Raw genomic sequence first — 22,539 nt, forward strand, 5'->3', positions numbered from 1 at the left:
CCTTACTGGTCGGCGCAGTCCCCGGCCGCGAACGGCTGCGTGAGGTCAATGCGGCCCAGCGCCTCGACGTTCTGCCCGCTGACCAGGAACGTCACGTCCTGCCCCTTCTGTTCCAGCAGGGTGCGGGTCAGGGTGCACAGCAGCATGCGTTCGCCGCTGGCACCGTAGCGCAGCTTGGTGTACGCCTCGGGCAGGTCCACGTAGTAGTGCTGCCCGCGCAGGTACACCTTCGGGGCGGGCGTCCCGGCGGGCACGACCCCCAGGAAGCTCTTGTCGAAGGGGCCGCGCGCCCAGACGTCCACGGCGGCCTGCGCGACCGAGCGGGTGTTCGTGCGGCTCACCTGCACGGTGCGGGTCTCGGGTTTCAGGGCCTGCACCTGCGGGTCGGTGAAGTACACCTTGACCTTCAGGGTCTGCCGTTCGGTCAGGTCCAGTTTGGGCGGCTCGGGCGTGGGCGGCGTGCGCTGCACGGCCTGCAGGGCCAGGACGGACACGGCGAGCAGCGCGGCCGAGACCACGTTGAACGGCGAGAACAGCTTGCGCGGCACGCTCACTGGGTGCCTCCGGGCGCGCTGAGGTTCGCGTTGTTGTTCGCGCGGGCCGTCAGGTACGTGGCGACCGAGCGGGCCACCGCGACCGACAGGATCTTCTGCCGGGCGGCGCTGCCCAGCGTGGCGAGGTCCTGCGCGTTGTTCGCCCAGCCGAGTTCCAGCAGCAGCGCCGCCTGCGGGGCCTCGCCGAGGCTCTGCACGCGGCTGATGGTCTGCTGCCCGGCGGTGACGCCGCCGCCCTTGAGTTCCCCGCGCAGCAGTTCACCCAGGCGGCGGGTGCTGCCCGCCCCGGCCACGACCAGCGTGCTGTAGGGGGCGCTGCTGCCGCCCCGCAGGGCGTTGATGAGCTGGCTGCCCGCGCGGCCCGTCTGCTCGTACACGGTCACGCCGCTGCGGCGCGCGCCGGGCAGGCGCCCCAGGTCCAGCGCGAGGTACACGTCGCTCTGGCGGGCCAGGGTCAGGAGTTCCTCGCGGTTCAGTCCGGCGCCGCCGTCACGCGTGACGCGCACCCGCCAGCCCTTCTCGGTCAGGAGCTGCGCGGCCTGCCGGGCGACTTCCAGCGTGACGTCGCTGCTCACGCCGGGCACCACGGCGGGGTCCAGGACGATCAGTGGCGAGTTGATGCGCGACAGGACCGCCGGGGCGCTGCTGGCCACGCCGGGTCCGGCGTCCACGACGACGCGCACGCCGCTGCCCCGCACGACCTTGAACACCCGGTAGCCGCTGCTGGCGGGCAGGGGCAGCGTGACGGTCAGGTCGCTGCCGCTGCGCGCGACCTCGGCGCTGGGCACGAACGCCCCGCGGGTGGTGTAGCGGCGCGCGTCGCCCTGGATGCCTTTCAGGGTCAGGACGACGCGGTCGCTGCGCTGCTCGTCCTGGACCGGCACGTCGCGGCTGAGGTCCAGCACGACGCGGTCCGTGTCGCGCCCGGCGCGGCTGCTGACGCTGACCAGTTTCGGCGCGGTCAGCGTGAACTTCCCCTGCTCGTACTGGGCGCCCAGGCCGCTGGCCAGCGTGTCCAGCGGGAGGTACAGGTTGCCGTTCACGATGGTCGCGGTGCGCCCCTGCACGCGCCGCGTGTCGAGCTGCACGGTGTTGAACGACGTGGTGGCCCGCTGCTGGTCCTCGTCCAGCGGGAGCAGCAGGGTGTGGCCCAGGCCGGTCACGCGGACCACGCCGCTGTCCTGCGTGATGCTCAGCAGGCCGCTGAGGTTGCTCTGGCTGGCGTACTCGGCGCCGTACAGCTGGATGCTCTGCACGTCCCGCCCGGCCAGATTCAGGCGGGAGAAGGCGATCTGCGCGCCGGCCAGGCCGATCAGCAGCAGGCTGGCGGCGGCGGCGCTCAGGGCGGTGCGGCGGCCCGGTACGCGCAGCTTCACAGTTCGCGCAGCTCCCGGCGCACGGTCTTCTCGGCCTCGGCGCGGCGCTTGTCGTGCAGTTTCTTGCCGCGCGCCAGCGCGATTTCCACCTTGAAGAACTTGCCCTTCTGGTACAGGCGGGTGGGGACCAGCGTCAGCCCTTTCTGTTCCAGGCCGCGCCTCACCTTGCCGATCTCCTCGCGGTGCAGCAGCAGGCGGCGGGTGCGGCGGGGCTCGTGGTTGTTGTACGTCGCTTCCTTGTAGGTCGGGATGTACAGGCCTTCCAGGTCGATGTTGCCGCCGTTCAGGCGGGCGAAGGCGTCGCGGAAGTCCACGCCGCCCGCGCGGATGCTCTTGACTTCACTGCCCGTCAGGCTGATCCCCGCCTCGAAGCGCTCCAGCAGTTCGTACTCGTAATGAGCGCGGCGGTTCGTGTACACCCGGGCATTCTAGCAGCACGGGGAAAACGCGTTGATGGTCAACAGGTGATGGGTGATGGACGGGACGCTGCCCCCCTCCATCACCCATCGACCATCACCCGTTTACTTCTTCGGGGGGCGGCTGGGGCGGACTTCCACGCGGCTGGGCAGGGTGCGCTCGGGCATGTGCAGGAGGTCCACGGTGAGCTGCGCGAGGTCCTCGGGCTGGATCTTCCAGGCGTCCTTGTCCTGATCGGGCGTGTGGCCGTTGAAATGCGTGGCGACGCTGCCGGGCATGATCTGCGTGACCTTGATGCCCCGGTCGCGCAGGTCGAGGTTCAGGACCTCGCTGAGGCCGTTCAGGCCGAACTTGCTGGCGTTGTACGCGCCGCCGCCCGGCAGGGGGTTCTTCCCGGCGAGGCTGGACAGCGTGAAGATGTACCCGCCGCGTTCAGTCAGGGCGGGAATGGCGGCCTTGACGGTGTAGAACGCGCCGCTGAGGTTCGTGTCGATCACGTCCTGCCACTGCTCGATGCTCAGGTCCGCGACGTTCCCGAAGTGCCCCACGCCCGCGTTCACGAACAGCACGTCCAGCCCGCCGAAGGCCGCCACGTGCGCGTCCACGGCGGCCTGCACGGCGCGGGGGTCCTTCACGTCGCAGGCGACGCCGCGCGCGCCCGCGCCCAGCCCGGCGGCGACCTGCGCGATCTCGTCGGCGTTGCGGCTGGTGATGGTCACGGCGTACCCGTCGGCGATCAGGGCCTGCGCGACGGCGTGCCCGATGCCCTTGCTGGCTCCGGTGATGAAGGCGCTCTTCTGGGTGGTCTGCGTCATGGGCGGCACCCTAACACGCGCCCGCCGACGCGCAGTGTGAACGGCAGAGCAGTGTGAACGTGGCCTTCAGGTCCTGATCATGCGACCACCGCCGCCCTCCCGACAATCGGGGGAGGGCGGCGGCTGTGGGTGTCCGCGACTCAGCGGGGCAGGCGCGTGGCGAGCTGGTCGTACATGTAGTTCACGAATTCCGCGCGGTAGCGCAGCAACACGCTGATCCCGAAGGTCTCGCTCACGCTGTACTTCTGCCCCTGCGGCGTCTGCAGTTCCAGGCGCGCGCCCAGCTTGTTCCACGGCACCAGCGCGTTGGGCGCGACGAACACCGGGCGCACCTGGATGGCGTTCGCGGTGGGCGTAGCGGCGATGGTGGCCTGCGGGTAGCGGCGTTTCAGGGCGCCGCCGCTGTCGCGTTTCATGGCCTCCAGGATGCTGCGGCGCTGGTCGGCGTTCACGAGGTTCTGGTTGCCCTCAATGACGGGATCGAGGATCACGTACGTGGCGGTGGCGAGCTGCTGGGCGCTCGGGGCGGGCGCCTGGGCGGAGGCGAGGCCCAGGGCCAGCAGCGGGGCGGCCAGGGCGGCGCGGGTCAGGGTGCGGGGGGTGGTCATGCGTGTCAGTGCATCACACCTTTCCTGACGGGGCGTGAAGTGCCCGTGAGGGCCACCGCGGGTCAGGGCGGCCCTGGCGCTCACGCGCGCTCTAGAGTGGGGGACATGCAGGACCTCCTCTCGATCATGCGGCGCCTGCGCGCCCCGGACGGTTGCCCCTGGGACCGTGAGCAGACGCACGAGTCCCTGCGTCCCTACCTGCTGGAGGAAGCCGCCGAGGCGGCCGACGCCGTCAGCAGCCCCGACCCGGCCGACCTGCCTGACGAGCTGGGTGACGTGCTGCTGCAGGTGGCGTTCCACAGCGTGATTGCCGAGGAGGCCGGGACCTTCGGGTACCCGGACGTGGAGCGGGCCATCGTGGAGAAACTCGTACGGCGTCACCCGCACGTGTTCGCAGGGACGGACGTGAGCGGCAGTGAGGAGGTCGTGACGAACTGGCAGGCCATCAAGGCCGCCGAGCGCGGTGGCCGCGTGCGGCGCCCCGAGCAGCGCGTTCCCGCCGCGCTGGGGGCCCTGGCACGCGAGGCGAAGGCGCAGAAGCTCGCCGGTCACGCGAAGGCAACGCCCGAGGCGGCGCAGGAGGCGCTGCTGGCGGCCGCGCAGGCCGCACCAGCCTCGGCCGACGGGATCGCGGACGTCCTGGAGGCCGTGGTGGCCTGGGCGCGCGCGGCGGGCGTGGACGCCGAACTGGCCCTGCGCGAACGGACCCTGAGCACACTGCGGGCCCTGCCGGACGACGCCGGGCTGACCTCATGACCGACCCGCTGGACGCGGTGACGGCCGACCCGTGGGCGACGTGGCTGGGGGAACGGGAGCGCCGCACGCTGCACCTGCCGGACTACCGCCGCGCGGCGGTCCTCGTGGGCCTCACGCGCGAGGTGGACGCGCGGGTGCTGCTCACGGTGCGCTCGGCGGACCTGCCCACCCACAAAGGGCAGATCAGCTTCCCCGGCGGCAGCCTGGAGCGCGGCGAGACTCCGGTGGAGGCCGCGCTGCGCGAGGCGCAGGAGGAGGTCGGGCTGGACCCGGCGCAGGTGACGGTCCTGGGTGAACTGGACGATGTGTTCACGCCCATCGGCTTCCACGTGACGCCGGTCCTGGCGCGCATTCCCGCCCAGCCCACCCTGACGCTGTCGGGCGAGGTCGCGCAGCTGCTCCTGCCGGGCCTGGCCGACCTGCGCGCCGCGCCCATGACCCGGGAGGTCCGCACGCTGCCGGACGGGACGCGGGTGCCGCTGTACCGCTACCCGTGGCAGGGGCATGACATCTGGGGCATGACGGCGCGGGTACTGCACGACCTGCTGCGCGACGGCCCGCAGCGTGACGGTCCCGCCTGAGGGGCGCATCGGAACAACCCCCACCCGCGTGGGGTGGGGGCGCAACCTGAGCCGTGGATCAGCGGCTGGGGTTGATGGTGATCTGGCCGTTCTTCGTGATGTTGTAGTTGCTCACGAAGGTGCGGTAGCCGGGGGCGATCATGACGATCTCGTGCGTGCCGCCGTCGAGTTGCAGGTCCAGGCCGCCGTTGCGGATGGTCCCGGCCTCCTGGCCGTCCACGAAGATGCGGGCGCCGCTGACGCTGCTGCGCACGGACACGGTGAAGGCGCTGTTCACGGGGGCCGGGGTGACGGCCTGCGCGAACTCGACGTTCACGTTGGTGGTGCTGCCGCCGCGGATGGCGACGGTGGTGGTGAAGTCACGGTACCCGGGCGCCTGGACGCGGATGGGGTAGCTGCCGGCCTTCAGGTTGCTGTAGGTGACGTTCGCGCCGCCCAGTCGCTGGCCGTTCAGGATCACGGTGGCGTTGTTCACGTTCGTGCCGACGAACAGGCTGCCGGTGCTGATGGGGGTGCGGCCCGCGACGGTGTAGAAGGCGGTGTCGCTGACCCAGCTGTTCTGGGGCAGGGGGTTGACGACGATGCTCAGCGCCTGGGCCAGACCGGCCTGGTTCTTGGCGTTCACGGTGGCGAACTGGTCCTGGGTGGTCTTGAAGGAGCTGATCTGGTCGAGGTTCAGAGGGGTGAGGCTGGCCAGGGCCAGGACCTTGTTCTGCCCGATGGGGCCGGCGACCGTGAAGTTGAACTTGTCCTCGGGGGCGGGGAACACCTTGGTGGTGTTGGCCTTGACGAGGTTGCTGTCGCTCAGGCGGTTGGGGAGGATCTGGTCGACGCTGCCGTCGGGGTTCACGTTGAACAGGTACACGTACGCGTCGCGGTTGACGGTGGCGCTGATGCTGATCTTGTCACCCACGCGGTAGGCGGGGTTCTGGTTGCCGGTCGTGTCCTTGTCCACGCGCACGCTGACGTTCAGGTCAGGCTGGGTGGGGTTCACGATGATGCTCTGGGCGCTGATTTTGGGGGCAGCGGCGGCGGTGCTCAGGAGCATCGCGGCCGGGATAAGAAGAAGTTTTTTCATGTGGGACCTCCGCTGATGAGCCTACGGGGCGGCACATGACGCGCCGTGAGTTCAGGCAGCGGCAAACTTAATGGTGCTTCAGGCCACGGTCAGCTTGGGCCGGGCGGGTGGACGTCGTGTGGGCGCCGTCCGGCGATCCTGAGGAGATTGAACGATCTCACATCAACATGAAGCTTTCTTAATGTATGATCAGGTCATCATCAGTTCTGGAGGTTCCACCATGACCGCGTTCCTGCGTCGTCTGTTCAGCCGCCGAGTCCCTGTCCCCACCCGCACGCGCCAGAGTCCGCCCATCACCGAACTGGACCTCCTGCGCGCCCTGGGCTGCGACGAGTAGGCCCCAGCACACCTCCATCCCGGCCCGGGACTGAACGGCGACGCCCACGCCATCAGTCCCGGGCCTGCCTGCGCCCCGGGGGCGACCCGGCAGCCGACGCGGCCCGGCACATGCTCTAGCCTGAACGCATGCCCCTGTCCCCTGCCGCTCCCGACGCGCCCAGCCCGGACGTCCTGATCGTCGTCGCCACGCCCGGCGAGGCCGCGCACCTGCGGGACCTGCCCGCCCGCGTGATCGTCAGCGGGGTCGGGCCGGTCGCGGCGGCCCTGGCCACCGCCCACGCCCTGACGGCCGCCCCGGCCCGGCTGGTCATCAGCGCCGGGATCGGCGGCGCGTACCCCGGCAGCGGGCTGCGCCCCGGCGACCTCGCCGTGTCCAGCGTGATGATCCAGGCGGACCTGGGCGCCTGGGACGGCGCCGCCTTCCTCCCGCTGGACGACCTGGGCCTGTCCGTCCTGCCGGACACGCCGCACGGCGCGGTCTTTCCCGCCTGGACACACGCCCGGGCGGTCGCGGCCCGCGCCTGCGCGGCACTCGGCCCGGCCCTGACGCTGGGCGGCGTGACCGGCAGCGCGGCGCAGGCTCAGGCGCTGGAACGCCGGTACGCCGGCGCGCTGTGCGAGGGCATGGAAGGCGCGGGCATCGCCCACGCCGCCCTGCTCGCCGGGGTCCCGGCGATGGAGGTGCGCGGCATCAGCAACCCCGTCGGCCCCCGCGACCGCAGCGCGTGGCGCGTCCCCGAGGCGCTCGCCGCGACCCGCCGGGGCGTGCAGGCCGCGCTGGCCGTGATGGCTGATGGCTGATGGCTGATGGCTGATGGCTGATGGCTGATGGCTGATGGTCAACAGCGTCTGCGCGCCGGACCCGCCCACGTCAAGGCCGTCCCACTCCCCACTGCCCCTACAGCAGGCGGCCGTCGTCGGGGAAGTCCAGCGGGTCGGGCGCCTGCACGGGCACGCCGTGGGCGTTCAGGGCTTCGCGCAGCTGCGGGATGTTCTTCAGCGCGTGGCCTCTGGTGGTGTTCTCGAAGAACACGTACAGTTCGCTGAGGTCGTCGGCGACGAGCGCGATCTTCTGCGCCCACTCGTCCATCTCGGCTCGGCTGTAGCGGTAGTCGTGGCGTTCGGCGGCGCTCTGGCCGTCCCACCAGTTCGTGGCGTTGCGGCCGTGCAGGCGCAGGTAGCCGACGTCCGCCGTGACGTGCAGCTGCGGTTCGGGCAGGCCCCCGGCGGGCGGGTAGTCCGGGCTGACCCAGATCACGCCGCGCTGCGCCATGCCCTCGCGCACCTCGGGGAGATCCCAGCCTTCGTGGCGGATCTCGACGGCCAGTTCGTGCCCGGCGAAGCGTTCGGTGAGCATCTGCAGGTACCGGCGGTTGGCGGGCGTGCGGTGGAACGAGTACGGGAACTGCGCCAGGTACGGCCCGAGCACGCCCGCCTCGCGCAGCGGTTCGGGGCTCTGGAGCATGCGGTCGAAGTCGTCGTCGGTAGGGGCGCGGTCGTGCGTGAACACCCGGTGGAGTTTCACGGTGAAGCGCACCCGTCCGGCACTCTTGCGGAGCATGCCCTCGAAAGCCTTCAGACCGGGAATGCCGTAGAAGGAGGCGTTCAGTTCGGCGGCGTCGAAGTGCCGGGCGTACGTGGCGAGGTAGTCGTCCTTGCGCACGCCGTCGTACAGGAGGCCCGGGGCCGCCCAGTCGTCGTTGCTGTAACCGCCGCAGCCGATGTACACGCGCATGCCTGAGAGGGTAGCGTCCGGCGCGCGGGGTGGTCCTTGGCGCAACCTTCAGCTCGCGCGGGGCGGGTCAGTTGGTGCGTGGGGGGCGGTTCAGGGAGGTCCAGAAGGCCTGGATGGTGCGCAGCGCCTCGCGGAACTGCGTGAAGTCCAGGGGTTTGACGACGTAGGCGCTCGCGCCGTGCGCGTAGGATTCGCGGATGTCCCGGTTCTCGCCGCTGGTGGTGAGCATCACGACCGGGATGCCGTCCAGGCCGCGTTCGGCGCGGATGGCGTCCAGGATGGCGATGCCGTCCATGTGCGGCATCTTGAGGTCCAGCAGGATCAGGTCGGGCAGGTGGCCGTCGTCGCGGGCGTGGCGCAGGAGGGTCATGGCCTCGGGGCCGCTGCTGGCCACGCTGACCGCGCCCCCGGTGGCGACCTCGTCCAGCGCGGTCAGGGCGAGTTCCACGTCGTTGGGGTTGTCGTCGATCAGCAGGATTCTGCGGGTGTTCACGGGGCCTCCCGGTGCGCGTGAGGTCGCCTGAGTCAGCCGGGGAGCACCATGCCGCCCGGTGACCCGCAGTGTAGCAAAGTCCATGAGTCTTTCCTTAACTTGATTTAACGTTGCGGGGTCAGGGGCGCACTGGGCAGCCCCACACTGCCCCGCGCGGGTAGCACGTAGACTGCGCCCCATGTTGAGCAAGCGCATCATTCCCTGCCTGGACGTCCAGAACGGCCGGGTGGTGAAAAACGTCCGGTTCTTCGAGAACCACCGCGACGCCGGGGACCCGCTGGTGCTCGCGCAGGCGTACGAGGCCCAGCAGGCCGACGAACTGGTCTTCTACGACATCACCGCCACCCATGAGGGCCGCAGCCTGATGCTGGACGTCGCCGCGCGGGTCGCCGAGCAGGTCATGATGCCCCTGACCGTCGGCGGCGGCGTGAACCATCTTTCCGACTTCCGGCAGCTGCTGCTGGCGGGCGCGGACAAGATCAGCGTGAACAGCGGCGCCCTGAGCCGCCCCGAACTGATCCGCGAGGCCAGCGACCACTACGGCGCGCAGTGCGTGATGCTCAGCATCGACGCCAAACGCCGCGCAGGCGGCGGCTGGAACGTGTTCCGCGCCGGTGGCCGCGTGGACACGGGCCTGGACCTGATCGAGTGGGCCACCCGCGGGCAGGCGCTCGGCGCGGGCGAGATCTGCCTGAACGTCATGGACGCCGACGGCACCAAAGGCGGCTTCGCGCTGGACGCCACCCGCGCCGTGGCGCGCGCCGTGGACCTGCCCGTCATCGCGTCCGGCGGCGCCGGAAAACTGCAGGACTTCCGCGACGTGCTGCTCGGCGGCGACCACGGCGGGAACGCCGACGCCGCGCTGGCCGCCAGCGTCTTCCACTTCGGCGAACTGACCGTCCCGCAGGTCAAGGCGTACCTGAAGGGCGAGGGGCTGCCCGTCCGGCTCGACTGGCACGACACGACCCGCCCCTGAATTCCCTTTTTACCCGTGGCCTCCGGAGGGGGCCTGACATGACTGCCCTGACCCTCGATTCCCTGAAGTTCGATCCTCAGACCGGCCTGATCCCGGTCGTCACGCAGGACGCCCGCAGCGGCGCCGTCCTCATGCAGGCCTGGGCCGACCGCGCCGCCGTCGCACGCACCCTGGACACCCGCGAGGCCACCTACTGGTCCCGTTCACGCGGCGAGCAGTGGGTCAAGGGCGCCACCAGCGGCCACACCCAGCAGGTCGTGGACGTGCAGGCCGACTGCGACGGCGACAGCCTGCTGTACCGCGTGGTGCAGACCGGCCCGGCCTGCCACACCGGCGCGTACTCCTGCTACCACCAGCCCCTCCTGACCACGGGCGCCCCCCAGGCCGGACTGGACGACACGCTGGACCGCGTGTACGCCACCATCACCGAACGGCTGGCCACCCTGCCCGAGAACAGCTACGTGGCCCGCCTGCACGCCGGGGGCCTGGACCGCGTCCTGAAGAAGATCAGCGAGGAAAGCGGCGAGGTCCTCCTGGCCGCGAAGAACGCCGACCGCGCCGAACTCGCCACCGAGGTCGCCGACCTGCTCTTCCACACCCTCTTCGCCATGGCCGAGGTCGGCGTCAGCCCCGCCGACGTCGCCGCCGTCCTCCAGGAACGCGAGGGCCGCACCGGACTCAAGGGACCCAAAGAGGTGGGATGAGGGGTGTGGGTTGTCGGTTGTGGGGTTGAGCTGTTCCCACAACCCACGTCCCACAGCCATCCTCAGAACAGCATCGGCTGGCGCGCTTCCTCCTGCACCTGGGGAAGCGCGTCGACTTTCACGTACTCCAGTCCGGCGGCCTGCGCGACCTTCAGGGCGGGCACGGTGATGTCCGGCGCGGCGAGGATGCCGCGGACCGGGGCCGATACCTGTGCGCGGACGGCGTCCACGTACCGCCCGAGCTGGTGGACGGCGTCGTGTCCGGCCTTGCCGCGCTTGAGTTCCACGACCACGAAGCAGCCCTGGCTGTCGCGGGCGTACAGGTCGATGCCGCCCACCCCGACGAGCAGTTCGCGGTCCAGGACGGTCAGGCCGTCCTCGATCAGGTGCGGCGCGCGGGCGAGGGCCTGTTGCATCTGCGCCTCGCTGCCCTGCAGGAGGAACAGCGCCTCGTCGGCGAGGTTCAGCGCGGTGACCTGCGCGCAGCCGATGACGCGCACCCGCACGACCTCGGCGGGGCTGCGGCGCTCGGCGTGCAGGACCACGCATCCGCCGTCCAGGTCCGCGGAGAGGTGATCGGTGCGCGGCTGCCAGTTCACGGGTTTCACGCCCCTGGGCCCGTGGACCTGCAGGGACCCGTCGGGTTTCACGAGCAGCAGGCGGTCCCCGGCCTCGGCCATGCTGGTGGCCCGCCCGGCGTACAGCACCTCGACCTCTCCGGCCAGATGCAGGGTCACTCGGGCGTGCAGGTGGGCGCGCAGGAACGCCAGCAGGGCTTCGGGGGCAGGGTGGGTCAGGGACTCGATCAGCATGGGCAGGGGCGCTCGGGGAGCGCCGCGCAGGATACCGCCTGCGCCCCCGGAACGGCCCGACGCGGCGCAACCGGACCATGAAGGAAGCGTGAACGTGCCGTGTGATCCGACAGGCGGCCCGCCGCATACAGCTGGTCAGCAGCCGTGATCCTCCCCCCTGCCACCCCGCCGGTCACGGCGCGCCCGCCCGCCACAACCGCCCCTGTCCCGCATGCGCCCCATGCACGTGCCCAGTCCCCGGAGGTTCCCCATGAAACACGCCGCCCTGCTGCTCCTGTCCGCCCTGACCCTCGCGTCCTGCTCGATGCCCCGCACGCCCGCCGCGCCCGCCGGACCGGTCACGTACGGCCTGAACGGCACCACGCTGTACACCTTCGGGCTGGACAACCCGGACGCCAGCCGCCGCAGCGTGACCATCACCGGGCTGAGCAGCGGTGACACCCTGGTGGACCTGGACGTCCGCAACACCGACGGCATGCTGTACGGCTTCGCCAGCAGCGGCCGCGTGTACATGATCAACGCCGACACCGGCACCGCGACGCTGGACAGCAGCGTGACCCTGAGCGGCAAGGGGCTCGTCGCCGCCGACTTCAACCCCGCCGCGAACCGCCTGCGCGTGCTGGGCACGGACGACGCCAACTTCCGCCACACGCTGAGCGCCCTGCCGACACCGGCCACCACCGGCACCACCGCCGACGGCACGTTCGCGTACCCGACCGGCACGCCCAACCCGAACCTCGTCGCGGCGGCGTACACCAACTCGTTCAACGACACCGGCAAACTCAACTCCGGCCTGACGACCACGCTGTACTCCATCGACGCCGATCAGGACGCCCTGATCACCCACCCGGCAGCGGGCGCCCCGGCCTTCAACACCCTGCAGACCGTGGGGGCGCTGGGTGTGGACGTCATGGTCGGGAAGACCGGGTTCGATATCGCCGGGGCGGGCACGGCCGTCCTGAGCCGCGCCGGGGCGAGCAGCACCGACCTGTACACCGTGGACCTGACCAGCGGCAAGGCGACCATGAAGGGCAGCGTGAAGGTCGCGCTGAGCAGCGTGGCGCTGAAACTCCAGGCGCCCTGAGCCGGGCCGGTCGGGGGAGGTCGGGGCAACGTGCGCCCAGGCCTCCCCTGACCTGTGCGTTCCCTTCACCCGGCCGCCCGGCGGGAATGTGTGAATTCCGTCATGCGAAAAGGCGCACACTGGACCGGACGCCGGGCCGTATGGGTCCGCGCGGGCGTTGTCCGGGGGTGACAGGCATGCAGGTGGTGCAACTCAGCGATCCGCACATCGATTACCGGTTCCCGCAGAAGGCGGCGGCGTTCGCGCGGGCCGTGGCGCACGTGAACACCATGCCTGCCCTGCCGGACGCCGTGATCCTCACCGGGGACTGCACCGAGCACGCCCGGCCCGACGAGTACGCGCTGTTTCGCGAGCTGCTGGGCGCGCTGCGCGTCCCGGCGTTCCTGGTACCCGGTAACCACGACGACCGCGCCGCGCTGCTGGACCGGTTCCCGCCCCCGCCCGGGTACCTGCCGGGCTTCATGCAGTACGCCGCAGAGGACTTCCCGCTGCGCCTGATCGGCCTGGACACGCACCGGCCGGGGCATGGTGGCGGCGAACTGGACGGCACGCGCCTGGACTGGCTGGAGGCGCGACTGCGCGAGGCGCCCGGGCGGCCCACGCTGCTGTTCATGCACCACCCCCCGGTGCGGACCGGGCTGGACGTGCTGGACGGCATGGACCTGCGCGGACGCGAGGCGCTGTGCGACCTGCTGCTGGAGCACCCGCAGGTGCTGCGCGTCGCGGCCGGGCACCTGCACATGAGCCTCACGGCGCGCTTCGCGCATACGACCGTCATGACCTGCCCCGGCACCGACGCGACCCTGCACCCGGACCTTCAGCGGGCCGCGCTGCTGGTCGTGCAGCGGCAGCCGCCCATGTGCCTGCTGCACCACTGGACGCCGGAGACGGGCCTGAACTCGTTCACGCAGGTGATCGCGCCCGCCCCGTGGCACCCGCTGTTCGACGGGGAACGCTGGCACGACTTCGACCGGCCGAACGGGGCGCACGCGGCCCACTGACGAGCGGGGGGCGCGGCGGCCTTCGGGCATAGTGTCGGACGTGGGTTCCGTCCTCTCCCCCGATACTCCCAAGTCCGAGTGGCGCGCCTGGGCCCGAGCAGTGCGCGCGGAGCTGCCCGACGTGTCCGCGCCGGTCACGGCGACCCTGCGCGATCTCTTGAAGAGGCTGGGGGCGCGGCGGGTGCTGGCGTACCGCGCGCTGAGCGGCGAGCCGGACGTGTCGGCGTTGCATGGCGAGTTCGAGCTGCTGGCCCCCCGCGCCCGCTTCCGGCCCGAGCCGAGGTTGACGCTACACCCCTGGGACACCGCGACGGAGGTCAGCCGCTTCGGGGCGCTGCAACCCCCGCAGGACGCGCCGCAGGTGCCGCTGGACACGGTGGACGCGATCCTGCTGCCGGGGCTGGCGTTCGACCACGCGGGCGTGCGCCTGGGCTACGGCGGGGGCTTCTACGACCGCCTGCTGCCCGCGTTCCGGGGCGTGACGGTCGGCGTGATCCAGCACGCCCTGCTCGTGCCGGGGCTGCCGCGCGACCCGCACGACTGCCCCGCGCAGTGGCTCGTCACCGAACGCGGCGCGACGGAGGTCCAGTGAAGGCGTTCCGGGCGGCGGCCACCGCGACTGTCCTGGCCGGGATGCTCGACCGGCCACGCCCCCACCAGATCGCGGAGGCGACGCTGATCGCCACGCTGGCCGCCGAGATCACCCGCACAGAGCCCGGGCGGGACGCGCGGGACACCCTCACCCTGCTGCTGTCGCTGGGGGCCGCCGCACTGGGCGGCGTGACCATCGCCCGCTCCACGCACCAGCCGGACCCGCGCGGGAACCCCGGCGCGTTCCGGGGCGGCGCGGCGTGGTACGCGCTGGCGCAACTCCTGACCGTCACGCTGCTGTGGCGGCGCGGCGCGCGGCCCCACACCGGCCACTGGCCCGCGCGCGCGGCGGGACTGCTGCTCGGCGCGGGCCTGCTGATCCGGCACGACCCCGGAAGCCTCCCGGTCCTGAGCGGGTACGGGGCGCTGCTGAACCTCATGGCGCTGCTGGCCGCCGACCCCCGACTGGCCCGCGCGCACCCCGACGCGGCGCGCCTGCTGCGGCGGGGCGGGTGGATGTTCGTCGCGTCGGACCTGCTGATCCTCGTGCGGCGCTACCTCCTGCGGGACCGGCTGAGCCGCGCCCTGACCGAGGGCGTCATGCTCGCCCTGTACGCCGGGGCGCAACGGAACCTCACGCGCGGGCTGATGCTCCTCACCCGTCGATCCTGAGTTCCGCCTGCGCCTCGCCCGCGCGGTCCGCGACGAGGGCACGCGCCACCGCGTCCGGCCCGAGCGCGCCGCGCGGCACGCGGCCCACCTGCGCCCACAGGCCCGTCTCCACGGCGGGCGGCAGCACCAGCGTGATCCCGACGCCCCGGTGCTCCAGCCGCGCGACCTCCGCCGCGCGGGCCAGCGCCGCCTTGCTCGCCGCGTACTGACTGAAGCCCCGCGCGGTCACCAGTTCCGGCCGCGCACCCAGCAGGTACACCCGCCCGCCCGGCGCGAGCCGCCCCAGCCCGTGCTTCAGCGTCCACAGCGCCCCGAAGTAGTTGGCGTTCCACACCCCCCGGACGTGCGTGGGGTCCGCGTCCCGCAGGGGCTCGGGGTGCGCCGCGCCCGCCGCGTACACCAGCGTGTCCAGTTCCGGGGACGCCTCCAGCAGCGTGCGGACGTGACTCTCGAAGCCCACATCCGCCGCGCGGCCCGTCGCGCCCAGCTCGGAGGCCAGCGCCGCCAGTCGCGTCCCGTCCCGCCCGGAGAGGGTCAGCGTGTGCCCAGCCGCCGCAAAGGCCCGCGCCGTCGCCGCGCCGATCCCGCCCGTCGCGCCCAGAATCAGGGTATGCATGCCGGTAGTAGGCGACGCCCGGCGCGCCGGAACCGTCGGAGGGCACACCGAACCAGCCCGGCAGCCGTCCTTCAGGTGGGCGACAGGTGATCGCGCATGGCCCGCGCCTGCGCCTCGAACCCCGCCTGCACCCACCGCACGGGCACCAGCGACGCCGCCGGACCGTGAAAGACCTCCTCGGTGGCGTAGGCCGTGTCGCCATTCGGCAATTGCCGCAGGGTCTGGACCCGCTCCGACCGCAGCAGGCCCCAGCGGGCCAGGGGACTGTCGTACCGCCACGCGACCAGCGCCGCGCCGCCCACCGGAGGCTGCACGCGCGTGACCTGCTCGTCGGAGTGCATGAACCGCCCCCCGCGCCAGGGCAGCTTGAAGCGCATCCGCACCCCCTCGACCGCACGTTCAGCCCCCGTGACCTCCACCACGAACGGATTCCAGCTGCCGTACGCGCTGAACTCCACCAGCAGGTCGAAGACCCGCTCCAGGGGGGCCTGCACGGTGATCTCGGTCCGGGCGACACGCGGCATGAGCGAGTCTACCGGGCGCAGCGCGCCGCCACGAGGCCGCGACCTCTACCCGCCCAGCGCCCAGCGTTCGACAGGCTGGTACGGCCCACCGGGTCCGGGTTTGCGCATCCAGACGAGGTCCGTGGCAGTGAACGCGAGCGGGTGTGCGAACGCCTGCCCCGCCGCGTCCAGCAGGGCGTCCAGGGGAACGTCCCGCCGTCCCAGGGCCAGCGTGAGGTGCGGGGTCAGGTGCGGCCCCTCGTACCCGAAGCGGCGCGTGGGGCGCAGGGCATCCAGCAGCGCGAGGTGCAGCCGCACGGCGCCGGTGCTGCGGGCGGGAAGGTACAGGGCGCTGCCGTTCGGGAACACGCGCGGCGCGAGCAGTTCGACCGGGACGGGCGGGGTCGCCGCCGCCACCGCCGGGATGAGGTCCAGCCAGCGCAGGTCGTCGTCCAGGCCACTGCGGGCCTTGACCGTGATGTGCGGGACCGCCGCCGCGTCGCGCACGCCGTGGGCCTCGCGGAACGCCACGACGCGGGCCTCGATGTCGGGCGGGGGCCGCAGCGCCAGCAGGTGCGAGGGACTCACGGGATGGCCCTCCGGGAGGAAACTGACGCCCTGGTCATCCAGCTGGTTCGACTCGGATTTTCACCCTGTGGAACGCCGTTTTCCATGGATTTCACACCTCAGCGTACACCCCCCGGGCGTCCAGACGGCCCGGACGCTCCGGGGGTGGGTCGGCTACAGTTTCAGGTGTGAACCAGTCCCCCACCGAGCCGCTGAAGCGGACGCCCCTGCATGCCGCGCACCTGCGCGCCGGAGCCCGAATGGTGCCCTTCGGCGGGTGGGACATGCCCGTGCAGTACGCGGGCGTGAAAGCCGAACACGACGCCGTCCGCAACGCCGCCGGTGTGTTCGACGTGTCCCACATGGGCGAATTCCGCGTGCAGGGCAGCGGCGCACTGGCGTTCCTGCAGCACGTCACCACCAACGACGTCAGCAAACTCAAGCCCGGCCGCGCACAGTACAACTGGCTGCCCGGCGTGTCCGGCGGGCTGGTGGACGACATCTACATCTACATGGTCGCGCCAGACGAGTACCTGACGGTCGTGAACGCCAGCAACATCGCCAAGGACTGGGCGCACCTGCAACGCCACGCCGAAGGGTTCGACGTCACCCTGACCGACGAGAGCGACCGCTGGGGCCTCCTCGCCGTGCAGGGACCCCAGACCGAGAGCCTGCTGCAACCCCACACCGACACCGACCTGAGCAGCAAGAAGAAGAACGCCTTCTTCCCCGCCAAACTGTTCGGCTTCGACGTCATGCTGGCCCGCACCGGGTACACCGGCGAGGACGGCTTCGAGGTCTTCGTGGACGCCAGCGAGGCCGAGACCGTCTGGGACAAGCTCCTGGCCGTCGGCTTCACGTCCGCCGGGCTGGGCGCGCGCGACACCCTGCGCCTCGAAGCGGGCTTCCCGCTGTACGGGCACGAATTCAGCGACACCATCCACCCGCTGAGCAGCACGTACAGCTGGGTCGTGAAGGACAAGACCCACGTCGGCCACGAGCACATCCGCGCGGCCCCCACCCAGACCCTGATCGGCCTGAAACTGGACCGCGTGCCCGTCCGCGAAGGCTACCCCGTCAAGATCGGCGGTGAGGTCGTCGGGCACGTCACCAGCGGCACCAGCAGCCCCACCTTCGGGCACCCCATCGCCATGGCCCTCGTGAACGCCGAACACGCCACCCTCGACATCTTCGACGTCGAGGTGCGCGGCAAGGACCACCCCGCCACCCGCGTCCAACTGCCGTTTTACAAACGGTGATGGCCCACCGTTGATAGTAGAAAGAACCGATCCATCACCCATCACCCATTCACCATCAACCCTCCGAAGGAGCACCCCATGACCACCACCCCCACCGGACTGAAGTACGCCGCCTCCCACGAATGGCTCGCCGCCGACGGCACCGTCGGCATCACCGACTTCGCACAGGACCAGCTGGGCGACGTCGTGTACGTCGAACTGCCCGAAGTGGGCCGCGTCGTCGAAGCAGGCGAAACCATCGCCGTCGTCGAGAGCGTCAAGACCGCGTCCGACATCTACGCGCCCGCCAGCGGCACCATCACCGCCGTGAACGACGCCCTGAGCGGCACGCCCGAACTCGTCAACAGCGCCCCATACGAAGGCGGCTGGCTGTTCAAACTCGACGTGACCATTGAGGGCGACCTGATGGACGCCGCCGCATACGAAGCCGCGAACAACTGACCCCCCGGCGGGCCGCGCGTTCCCGCAGCACCCCCTCCCCAGCCCTCCCCCCTGAAGGGGGAGGGAGACCACAGAGGCTCACACGTCTGCCTCCTTCCGCCTGACCGGGGGGAGGTCGGGAAGGGGTGGGCCGCAGCGCCGCCATGCCCCCCCGACGCCCCACCCCCAGGAGTACTTCATGACCCGTTCCCTGACTGATCTGTTGCAGACCGCTGATTTCCTCGACCGTCACGTCGGCCCGACCGAGGCCGAACAGGCCGCCATGCTGGCGGAATTGGGCGTGGGGAGCCTGGATGAACTGAGTGACACGACGCTGCCCGAGAGCATCCGCTTCACGGGGGACCTGAACGTGGGCGGCCCGGTCACGGAAGCGCAGGCGCTGGCCGACCTGAAGGCGGTCGCCGCGAAGAACAAGGTGTTCCGCAGTTACATCGGCATGGGGTACAGCGGCACGCATACGCCGGGCGTGATCCTGCGGAACATGCTGGAGAACCCCGGCTGGTACACCGCGTACACCCCGTATCAGGCGGAGATCAGCCAGGGTCGCCTGGAGATGCTGCTGAACTTCCAGCAGGCGATCATGGACCTGACCGCCATGCCCGTGTGCAACGCGTCGCTGCTGGACGAGGCGACCGCCGCCGCCGAGGCCATGACCCTCGCCAAGCGGGCGGGCAAGAGCAAGGGCACCACCCTGTACGTCGCGCAGGACGTGCACCCGCAGACCATCGACGTGATCCGCACCCGCGCGGAGTACTTCGGGTACGAGATCGTCACCGGTCCCGCCGACGCCGAACTGCCCGAAGGCACCTTCGCGGCACTCGTGCAGACGCCCGGCACGTACGGCGACCTGCACGACCTCTCCCCCATCGCCGAACGCGTGCACGCCAGCGGCGGCCTGCTGATCGCCGCGACCGACCTGCTCGCCAGCGCCCTCGTGAAACCCGTGGGTGAGATGGGCGCGGACATCGTGATCGGCAGCGCGCAGCGCTTCGGCGTCCCCATGGGCTTCGGCGGGCCGCACGCGGCATTCCTGGCGTGCCGCAGCGACTTCCAGCGCTCCATGCCCGGCCGCGTGATCGGCGTCAGCAAGGACGTCAAGGGCCGTCCCGCGCTGCGGATGGCGATGCAGACGCGCGAGCAGCACATCCGCCGCGAGAAGGCCACCAGCAACATCTGCACCGCGCAGGCCCTCCTGGCGAACATGGCCGCCGCGTACGCCGTCTACCACGGCCCCGAAGGCATCAGGACGATTGCCGAGCGCACGCACCGCCTGACCGGCATCCTGGCGCGCTTCCTGACGGAGGCTGGCGTCGAACTGGTCAACGGGGAATTCTTCGACACGTTGACGTTCAAGGGTGACACCTCTGCCATCCGGAACCGCGCTGAAGGCATGGGCATCAACCTCCGCTACGAGAACGATCTGATCTCGGTCAGCCTGGACGAAACCACCACGCCCGCCGACGTCGAAGACCTGATCGAAGCGATTGCCGGAACCCGCCAGAACGACAACGGTCAGGAGTTCAAGGTGCTGTCCGAGTACCAGCACAAGTTCGTGGACGGCATTCCCGCCGACCTGAAGCGCACCAGCGAGTACCTCTCGCACCCGGTGTTCAACACGCATCACAGCGAGCACGGCATGCTGCGCTACCTGAAGAGCCTGGAGAACAAGGATTACAGCCTGACGCACGGCATGATCCCGCTGGGCAGCTGCACCATGAAACTGAACGCCACGACGGAAATGATTCCCGTGACGTGGCCCGAGTTCGGCCAGCTTCACCCCTTCGCGCCCGCCGACCAGACGGAAGGGTACGCGGAGATGCTGGCGGAACTGGAGGCGTGGCTGGCGGACATCACCGGGTACGACGCCGTGAGCCTCCAGCCGAACAGCGGCGCGCAGGGCGAGTACGCGGGCCTGCTGGTCATCCGCAAGTACCACGAGAGCCGCGGCGAGGCGCACCGCAACATCTGCCTGATTCCCGCCAGCGCGCACGGCACGAACCCTGCCAGCGCCGCCATGATGGGCATGCAGGTCGTCGTCGTGAAGACCGACGCGGACGGCAACATCGACATGGACGACCTGAAAGCCCAGGCCGAGAAGCACAGCGAGAACCTGGGCGCGCTGATGATCACGTACCCCAGCACGCACGGCGTGTACGAGGAACGCGTCATGGAAGCGTGCGAACTGATCCACCAGCACGGCGGGCAGGTGTACCTGGACGGCGCGAACATGAATGCCCAGGTCGGCCTGACCAAACCCGGCCTGATCGGCAGCGACGTGTCCCACCTGAACCTGCACAAGACCTTCGCCATTCCCCACGGGGGCGGCGGCCCCGGCATGGGCCCCATCGGCGTGAAGGCGCACCTCGCCCCGTTCCTCCCGAACCACGCCGTGCGCCCCACCAGCGACAGCAGCACGGGGGCCGTCAGCGCCGCGCCGTACGGCAGCGCCAGCATCCTCCCCATCAGCTACCTGTACATCCGCCTGCTCGGCGCACGCGGCCTGAAAGTCGCCACGCAGGTCGCCCTGCTGAACGCCAACTACATCGCCCACCACCTCAAAGGCGCGTTCCCCGTCCTGTACACCGGCCGCAACGACCGCGTGGCGCACGAGTGCATCATCGACCTGCGCCCCCTCAAGGCCGCCAGTGGCATCAGCGAGGAGGACGTCGCCAAGCGCCTCATGGACTACGGTTTCCACGCCCCTACCATGAGCTTCCCCGTGCCCGGCACGCTGATGATCGAACCGACCGAGAGTGAACCCAAAGCGGAACTCGACCGGTTCATCCAGGCGATGCTCGGCATCCGCCGCGAGATTCAGGACGTGCAGGACGACCTGATCACCGCCGCCGACAGCCCGCTGAAGCACGCGCCCCACACCCAGGCCGACCTGATCGACATGGACTGGAACCGCGCCTACAGCCGCGAAACCGCCGCCTACCCCACCGCCACGCAAAAGCAATGGAAATACTGGCCCAGCGTCAACCGCGTGGACAACGTCTACGGCGACAGAAACTTCGTGTGCAGCTGCCCGCCCGTTGAGGATTACATCGAGGGTACGTGATTAGCGACGCAGGTTGATCAGGACATCGACGGGGTCCTGACCGCGCAACCGCGCGGTCTCCACCGTCGACTTGATCCGCATGTACGTCTGTGCACCCAGCGCGTTCTTGCTGCACTGCGAGACCTTGCGCGCGATCACCACCGACCGCAGGCTCCGTTCCGCCGCGTTGTTCGTCGGCGGGATATCCGGGTCTACTAGGAACCGCAGCAACCGGCCCTGCCGGTACTGCTTGAGCAACCCCAGTCGTAGCCGTTCGTTCCCCGGGGTCTTCAGTGGGCGCCGGTCGAGTAAGGCGTCCAGACGCAGGGTGAGTGCCTCACCCTGCTGTCGGTACTCATCCAGGCTGCATCCTCCACGACGGTGCTGGGCATGCAGCGCCATCAATGCTCGGCACACCTCGGCCAAGCGCTGCCCATACTCCCGGCCCCGTCCCCGCTTCCCCTGAGCCTGCTCACTCACCGTCTGGACGTTGCGCAGGACGTGAGCCAGACATTTTTGCTGCTGGACCCCTGCCAGGGTGTGACTGTCATAGACCTTGAAGCGGTCGCACACCAGGACTCCACCAAAGGCGTTGCCGAGCACTGCACGCAACTCGACGTTGGTGTGCTGGAGATTCGCTCGGAACAGCACCGTCTCGGCCGAGCGGAAGGTGCTCACCCAGGCCTGTGTCGCGTTCACTCGCCAGCCCGTGTCGTCGTGGTGGACATAGGGAGCTGCGCGCAGCTCCCGTTCCAGGGACTCGACATGTGTCGCCAGCGGACGTCCATCACGTGCCAGGCGCTGGGCGGCCTGGGTGATGGCCCCCTGGGACACCCGGATGCCGGTGGTCAGTCCCAGCACCCGTGGAATGCGGCGCTGTGGGAGACCAACCTCGTGGTGCAGCGCCTGAATGGTGGCCGCCAGTCGGGGACCACATCGGTGTCCCGTCGCCCCACGTTGGTCCGGTTGGAGGTCGGGATGCGCGCCACGTACAGTCTGCCCGCACTGCGGGCAGACCATCACCGGCACGTGGTAGGCCGTGATCTGCACGGTCTGAGCGGGCAGGTCACTGATCCAGGCGCGGTCGTTACGCTTGAAGATCAACTCGCCGACGTAGCCACAGGCCGTGCAGGTGTTGGGCGCCGGGACGTCGATCACGACGTCCTCCTGCTCGGGAGCAGGAGGACGCTTGTATGTGAAGACGCCTTCCCCAGCGCGACGACCTGCGGTTTTCGGGTGGGCTTTCCGACTTCCCCGGCTATGAGGGGCGGCATACTTGCGTTGCTGACGCTCCAACTGCTCGATGCGCTTCTGAAGCTGTTCGATCTGCTCCGCCTGCTTGCGGATGATCTCGTAGAGATCCTGTTCCGTCAGCGGGGTGGCCATGCGGCTCATCCTAGCGAATGTGACGATGCTGTCCGGCTCGCGGGGTCGCTAATCAGATACCATCGAGGCGTAAATGGGTTTCTCTCCATATTTATTTAAATAGTTAAGGGGGGAGGTAAAACTACCCCTTAACTA

The 22,539-nt window shown here is 70.3% G+C and carries 25 protein-coding genes; 12 read left to right on the plus strand and 13 right to left on the minus strand.

The window, feature by feature from the left end; translation table 11 throughout:
- Positions 1 to 2: 2 nt before the first annotated feature.
- The 5 genes from DEIGR_RS12090 to DEIGR_RS12110 form a co-directional block, all read right to left on the minus strand.
- Positions 3 to 554: a GerMN domain-containing protein gene (locus tag DEIGR_RS12090; protein WP_058977589.1), complete on the minus strand. Its 552-nt coding sequence runs from the start codon at positions 552 to 554 to the stop codon at positions 3 to 5.
- A complete protein-coding gene (locus DEIGR_RS12095; protein WP_058977591.1) occupies positions 551 to 1,930 on the minus strand; it encodes an N-acetylmuramoyl-L-alanine amidase in 1,380 nt (459 codons plus the stop codon). The genes DEIGR_RS12090 and DEIGR_RS12095 overlap by 4 nt, the downstream gene beginning before the upstream one ends.
- A complete protein-coding gene (gene smpB / locus DEIGR_RS12100) occupies positions 1,927 to 2,349 on the minus strand; it encodes an SsrA-binding protein SmpB (protein ID WP_046844347.1) in 423 nt (140 codons plus the stop codon). The genes DEIGR_RS12095 and smpB overlap by 4 nt, the downstream gene beginning before the upstream one ends.
- A gap of 102 nt (positions 2,350 to 2,451) precedes the next feature.
- Complete coding sequence (locus DEIGR_RS12105) at positions 2,452 to 3,162, minus strand: SDR family oxidoreductase (protein ID WP_058977593.1); 711 nt, start codon at positions 3,160 to 3,162, stop codon at positions 2,452 to 2,454.
- A gap of 140 nt (positions 3,163 to 3,302) precedes the next feature.
- The gene (locus tag DEIGR_RS12110) at positions 3,303 to 3,770 is read right to left on the minus strand and encodes a hypothetical protein (RefSeq protein WP_058977595.1); all 468 of its coding nucleotides are present in this window, start codon (positions 3,768 to 3,770) and stop codon (positions 3,303 to 3,305) included.
- A gap of 105 nt (positions 3,771 to 3,875) precedes the next feature.
- On the opposite strand from DEIGR_RS12110, the gene DEIGR_RS12115 reads away from it, so the two are divergent.
- Both DEIGR_RS12115 and DEIGR_RS12120 read left to right on the plus strand, forming a co-directional pair.
- A complete protein-coding gene (locus DEIGR_RS12115; protein ID WP_058977597.1) occupies positions 3,876 to 4,526 on the plus strand; it encodes a MazG family protein in 651 nt (216 codons plus the stop codon).
- Positions 4,523 to 5,107, plus strand: coding sequence for an NUDIX hydrolase (locus DEIGR_RS12120; protein WP_058977598.1), 585 nt, complete (start codon positions 4,523 to 4,525; stop codon positions 5,105 to 5,107). The genes DEIGR_RS12115 and DEIGR_RS12120 overlap by 4 nt, the downstream gene beginning before the upstream one ends.
- Before the next feature lie 58 nt (positions 5,108 to 5,165).
- Here DEIGR_RS12120 and DEIGR_RS12125 read toward each other — a convergent pair whose 3' ends face one another.
- Positions 5,166 to 6,185 (minus strand): DUF4384 domain-containing protein, encoded by a 1,020-nt coding sequence (locus DEIGR_RS12125; RefSeq protein ID WP_058977599.1) that lies wholly within the window; start codon positions 6,183 to 6,185, stop codon positions 5,166 to 5,168.
- A gap of 465 nt (positions 6,186 to 6,650) precedes the next feature.
- Here DEIGR_RS12125 and mqnB point away from each other — a divergent pair, with 465 nt between their 5' ends.
- Complete coding sequence (mqnB, locus tag DEIGR_RS12130; RefSeq protein WP_058977600.1) at positions 6,651 to 7,325, plus strand: futalosine hydrolase; 675 nt, start codon at positions 6,651 to 6,653, stop codon at positions 7,323 to 7,325.
- A 97-nt stretch (positions 7,326 to 7,422) separates the two neighbouring features.
- Here mqnB and DEIGR_RS12135 read toward each other — a convergent pair whose 3' ends face one another.
- Positions 7,423 to 8,259: a DUF72 domain-containing protein gene (locus DEIGR_RS12135; RefSeq protein WP_058977602.1), complete on the minus strand. Its 837-nt coding sequence runs from the start codon at positions 8,257 to 8,259 to the stop codon at positions 7,423 to 7,425.
- 67 nt (positions 8,260 to 8,326) lie between these two features.
- Positions 8,327 to 8,752, minus strand: a complete 426-nt coding sequence (locus DEIGR_RS12140; protein WP_058977604.1) for a response regulator — start codon at positions 8,750 to 8,752, stop codon at positions 8,327 to 8,329.
- 178 nt (positions 8,753 to 8,930) lie between these two features.
- On the opposite strand from DEIGR_RS12140, the gene hisF reads away from it, so the two are divergent.
- Both hisF and hisIE read left to right on the plus strand, forming a co-directional pair.
- The gene (gene hisF / locus DEIGR_RS12145; RefSeq protein ID WP_058977607.1) at positions 8,931 to 9,728 is read left to right on the plus strand and encodes an imidazole glycerol phosphate synthase subunit HisF; all 798 of its coding nucleotides are present in this window, start codon (positions 8,931 to 8,933) and stop codon (positions 9,726 to 9,728) included.
- Between the two features lie 38 nt (positions 9,729 to 9,766).
- Positions 9,767 to 10,432 (plus strand): bifunctional phosphoribosyl-AMP cyclohydrolase/phosphoribosyl-ATP diphosphatase HisIE, encoded by a 666-nt coding sequence (gene hisIE / locus DEIGR_RS12150; protein ID WP_058977609.1) that lies wholly within the window; start codon positions 9,767 to 9,769, stop codon positions 10,430 to 10,432.
- Positions 10,433 to 10,494: 62 nt separating this feature from the next.
- Here hisIE and nucS read toward each other — a convergent pair whose 3' ends face one another.
- Entirely contained in the window at positions 10,495 to 11,244 is a 750-nt protein-coding gene (gene nucS, locus DEIGR_RS12155) for an endonuclease NucS (protein WP_058977611.1), read from the minus strand.
- A gap of 250 nt (positions 11,245 to 11,494) precedes the next feature.
- Between nucS and DEIGR_RS12160 the strand changes: the two genes are divergently transcribed.
- The 4 genes from DEIGR_RS12160 to DEIGR_RS12175 all read left to right on the plus strand — a co-directional run bounded on the left by DEIGR_RS12160 (position 11,495) and on the right by DEIGR_RS12175 (position 14,592).
- Entirely contained in the window at positions 11,495 to 12,328 is an 834-nt protein-coding gene (locus tag DEIGR_RS12160; protein WP_058978704.1) for a DUF4394 domain-containing protein, read from the plus strand.
- A gap of 176 nt (positions 12,329 to 12,504) precedes the next feature.
- Positions 12,505 to 13,329 (plus strand): phosphodiesterase, encoded by an 825-nt coding sequence (locus DEIGR_RS12165; protein WP_058977613.1) that lies wholly within the window; start codon positions 12,505 to 12,507, stop codon positions 13,327 to 13,329.
- 40 nt (positions 13,330 to 13,369) lie between these two features.
- Positions 13,370 to 13,921 (plus strand): 5-formyltetrahydrofolate cyclo-ligase, encoded by a 552-nt coding sequence (locus DEIGR_RS12170; RefSeq protein WP_058977615.1) that lies wholly within the window; start codon positions 13,370 to 13,372, stop codon positions 13,919 to 13,921.
- Positions 13,918 to 14,592 (plus strand): lysoplasmalogenase family protein, encoded by a 675-nt coding sequence (locus tag DEIGR_RS12175; RefSeq protein ID WP_153013728.1) that lies wholly within the window; start codon positions 13,918 to 13,920, stop codon positions 14,590 to 14,592. The genes DEIGR_RS12170 and DEIGR_RS12175 overlap by 4 nt, the downstream gene beginning before the upstream one ends.
- Here DEIGR_RS12175 and DEIGR_RS12180 read toward each other — a convergent pair.
- The 3 genes from DEIGR_RS12180 to DEIGR_RS12190 form a co-directional block, all read right to left on the minus strand.
- The gene (locus tag DEIGR_RS12180; RefSeq protein WP_058977618.1) at positions 14,576 to 15,208 is read right to left on the minus strand and encodes an SDR family NAD(P)-dependent oxidoreductase; all 633 of its coding nucleotides are present in this window, start codon (positions 15,206 to 15,208) and stop codon (positions 14,576 to 14,578) included. The two genes, DEIGR_RS12175 and DEIGR_RS12180, sit on opposite strands and share 17 nt — an antisense overlap.
- Positions 15,209 to 15,279: 71 nt before the next feature.
- Positions 15,280 to 15,732: an SRPBCC domain-containing protein gene (locus tag DEIGR_RS12185; protein ID WP_058977620.1), complete on the minus strand. Its 453-nt coding sequence runs from the start codon at positions 15,730 to 15,732 to the stop codon at positions 15,280 to 15,282.
- Between the two features lie 45 nt (positions 15,733 to 15,777).
- Positions 15,778 to 16,299: a 2'-5' RNA ligase family protein gene (locus DEIGR_RS12190; RefSeq protein ID WP_058977622.1), complete on the minus strand. Its 522-nt coding sequence runs from the start codon at positions 16,297 to 16,299 to the stop codon at positions 15,778 to 15,780.
- Positions 16,300 to 16,466: 167 nt separating this feature from the next.
- Here DEIGR_RS12190 and gcvT point away from each other — a divergent pair, with 167 nt between their 5' ends.
- From gcvT to gcvP, 3 genes are all read left to right on the plus strand, one after another.
- The gene (gcvT, locus tag DEIGR_RS12195; RefSeq protein WP_058977624.1) at positions 16,467 to 17,537 is read left to right on the plus strand and encodes a glycine cleavage system aminomethyltransferase GcvT; all 1,071 of its coding nucleotides are present in this window, start codon (positions 16,467 to 16,469) and stop codon (positions 17,535 to 17,537) included.
- Positions 17,538 to 17,615: 78 nt separating this feature from the next.
- The gene (gene gcvH / locus DEIGR_RS12200) at positions 17,616 to 17,978 is read left to right on the plus strand and encodes a glycine cleavage system protein GcvH (RefSeq protein WP_058977626.1); all 363 of its coding nucleotides are present in this window, start codon (positions 17,616 to 17,618) and stop codon (positions 17,976 to 17,978) included.
- 178 nt (positions 17,979 to 18,156) lie between these two features.
- Entirely contained in the window at positions 18,157 to 21,039 is a 2,883-nt protein-coding gene (gene gcvP / locus DEIGR_RS12205) for an aminomethyl-transferring glycine dehydrogenase (protein WP_058977628.1), read from the plus strand.
- On the opposite strand, the gene tnpC is transcribed toward gcvP, so the two are convergent.
- Positions 21,040 to 22,404 (minus strand): IS66 family transposase, encoded by a 1,365-nt coding sequence (gene tnpC / locus DEIGR_RS12210; RefSeq protein WP_058974636.1) that lies wholly within the window; start codon positions 22,402 to 22,404, stop codon positions 21,040 to 21,042. It abuts the gene before it with no gap.
- Positions 22,405 to 22,539: the final 135 nt, after the last annotated feature.

This window comes from Deinococcus grandis, assembly GCF_001485435.1.
GTDB classification, from domain to species: domain Bacteria; phylum Deinococcota; class Deinococci; order Deinococcales; family Deinococcaceae; genus Deinococcus; species Deinococcus grandis.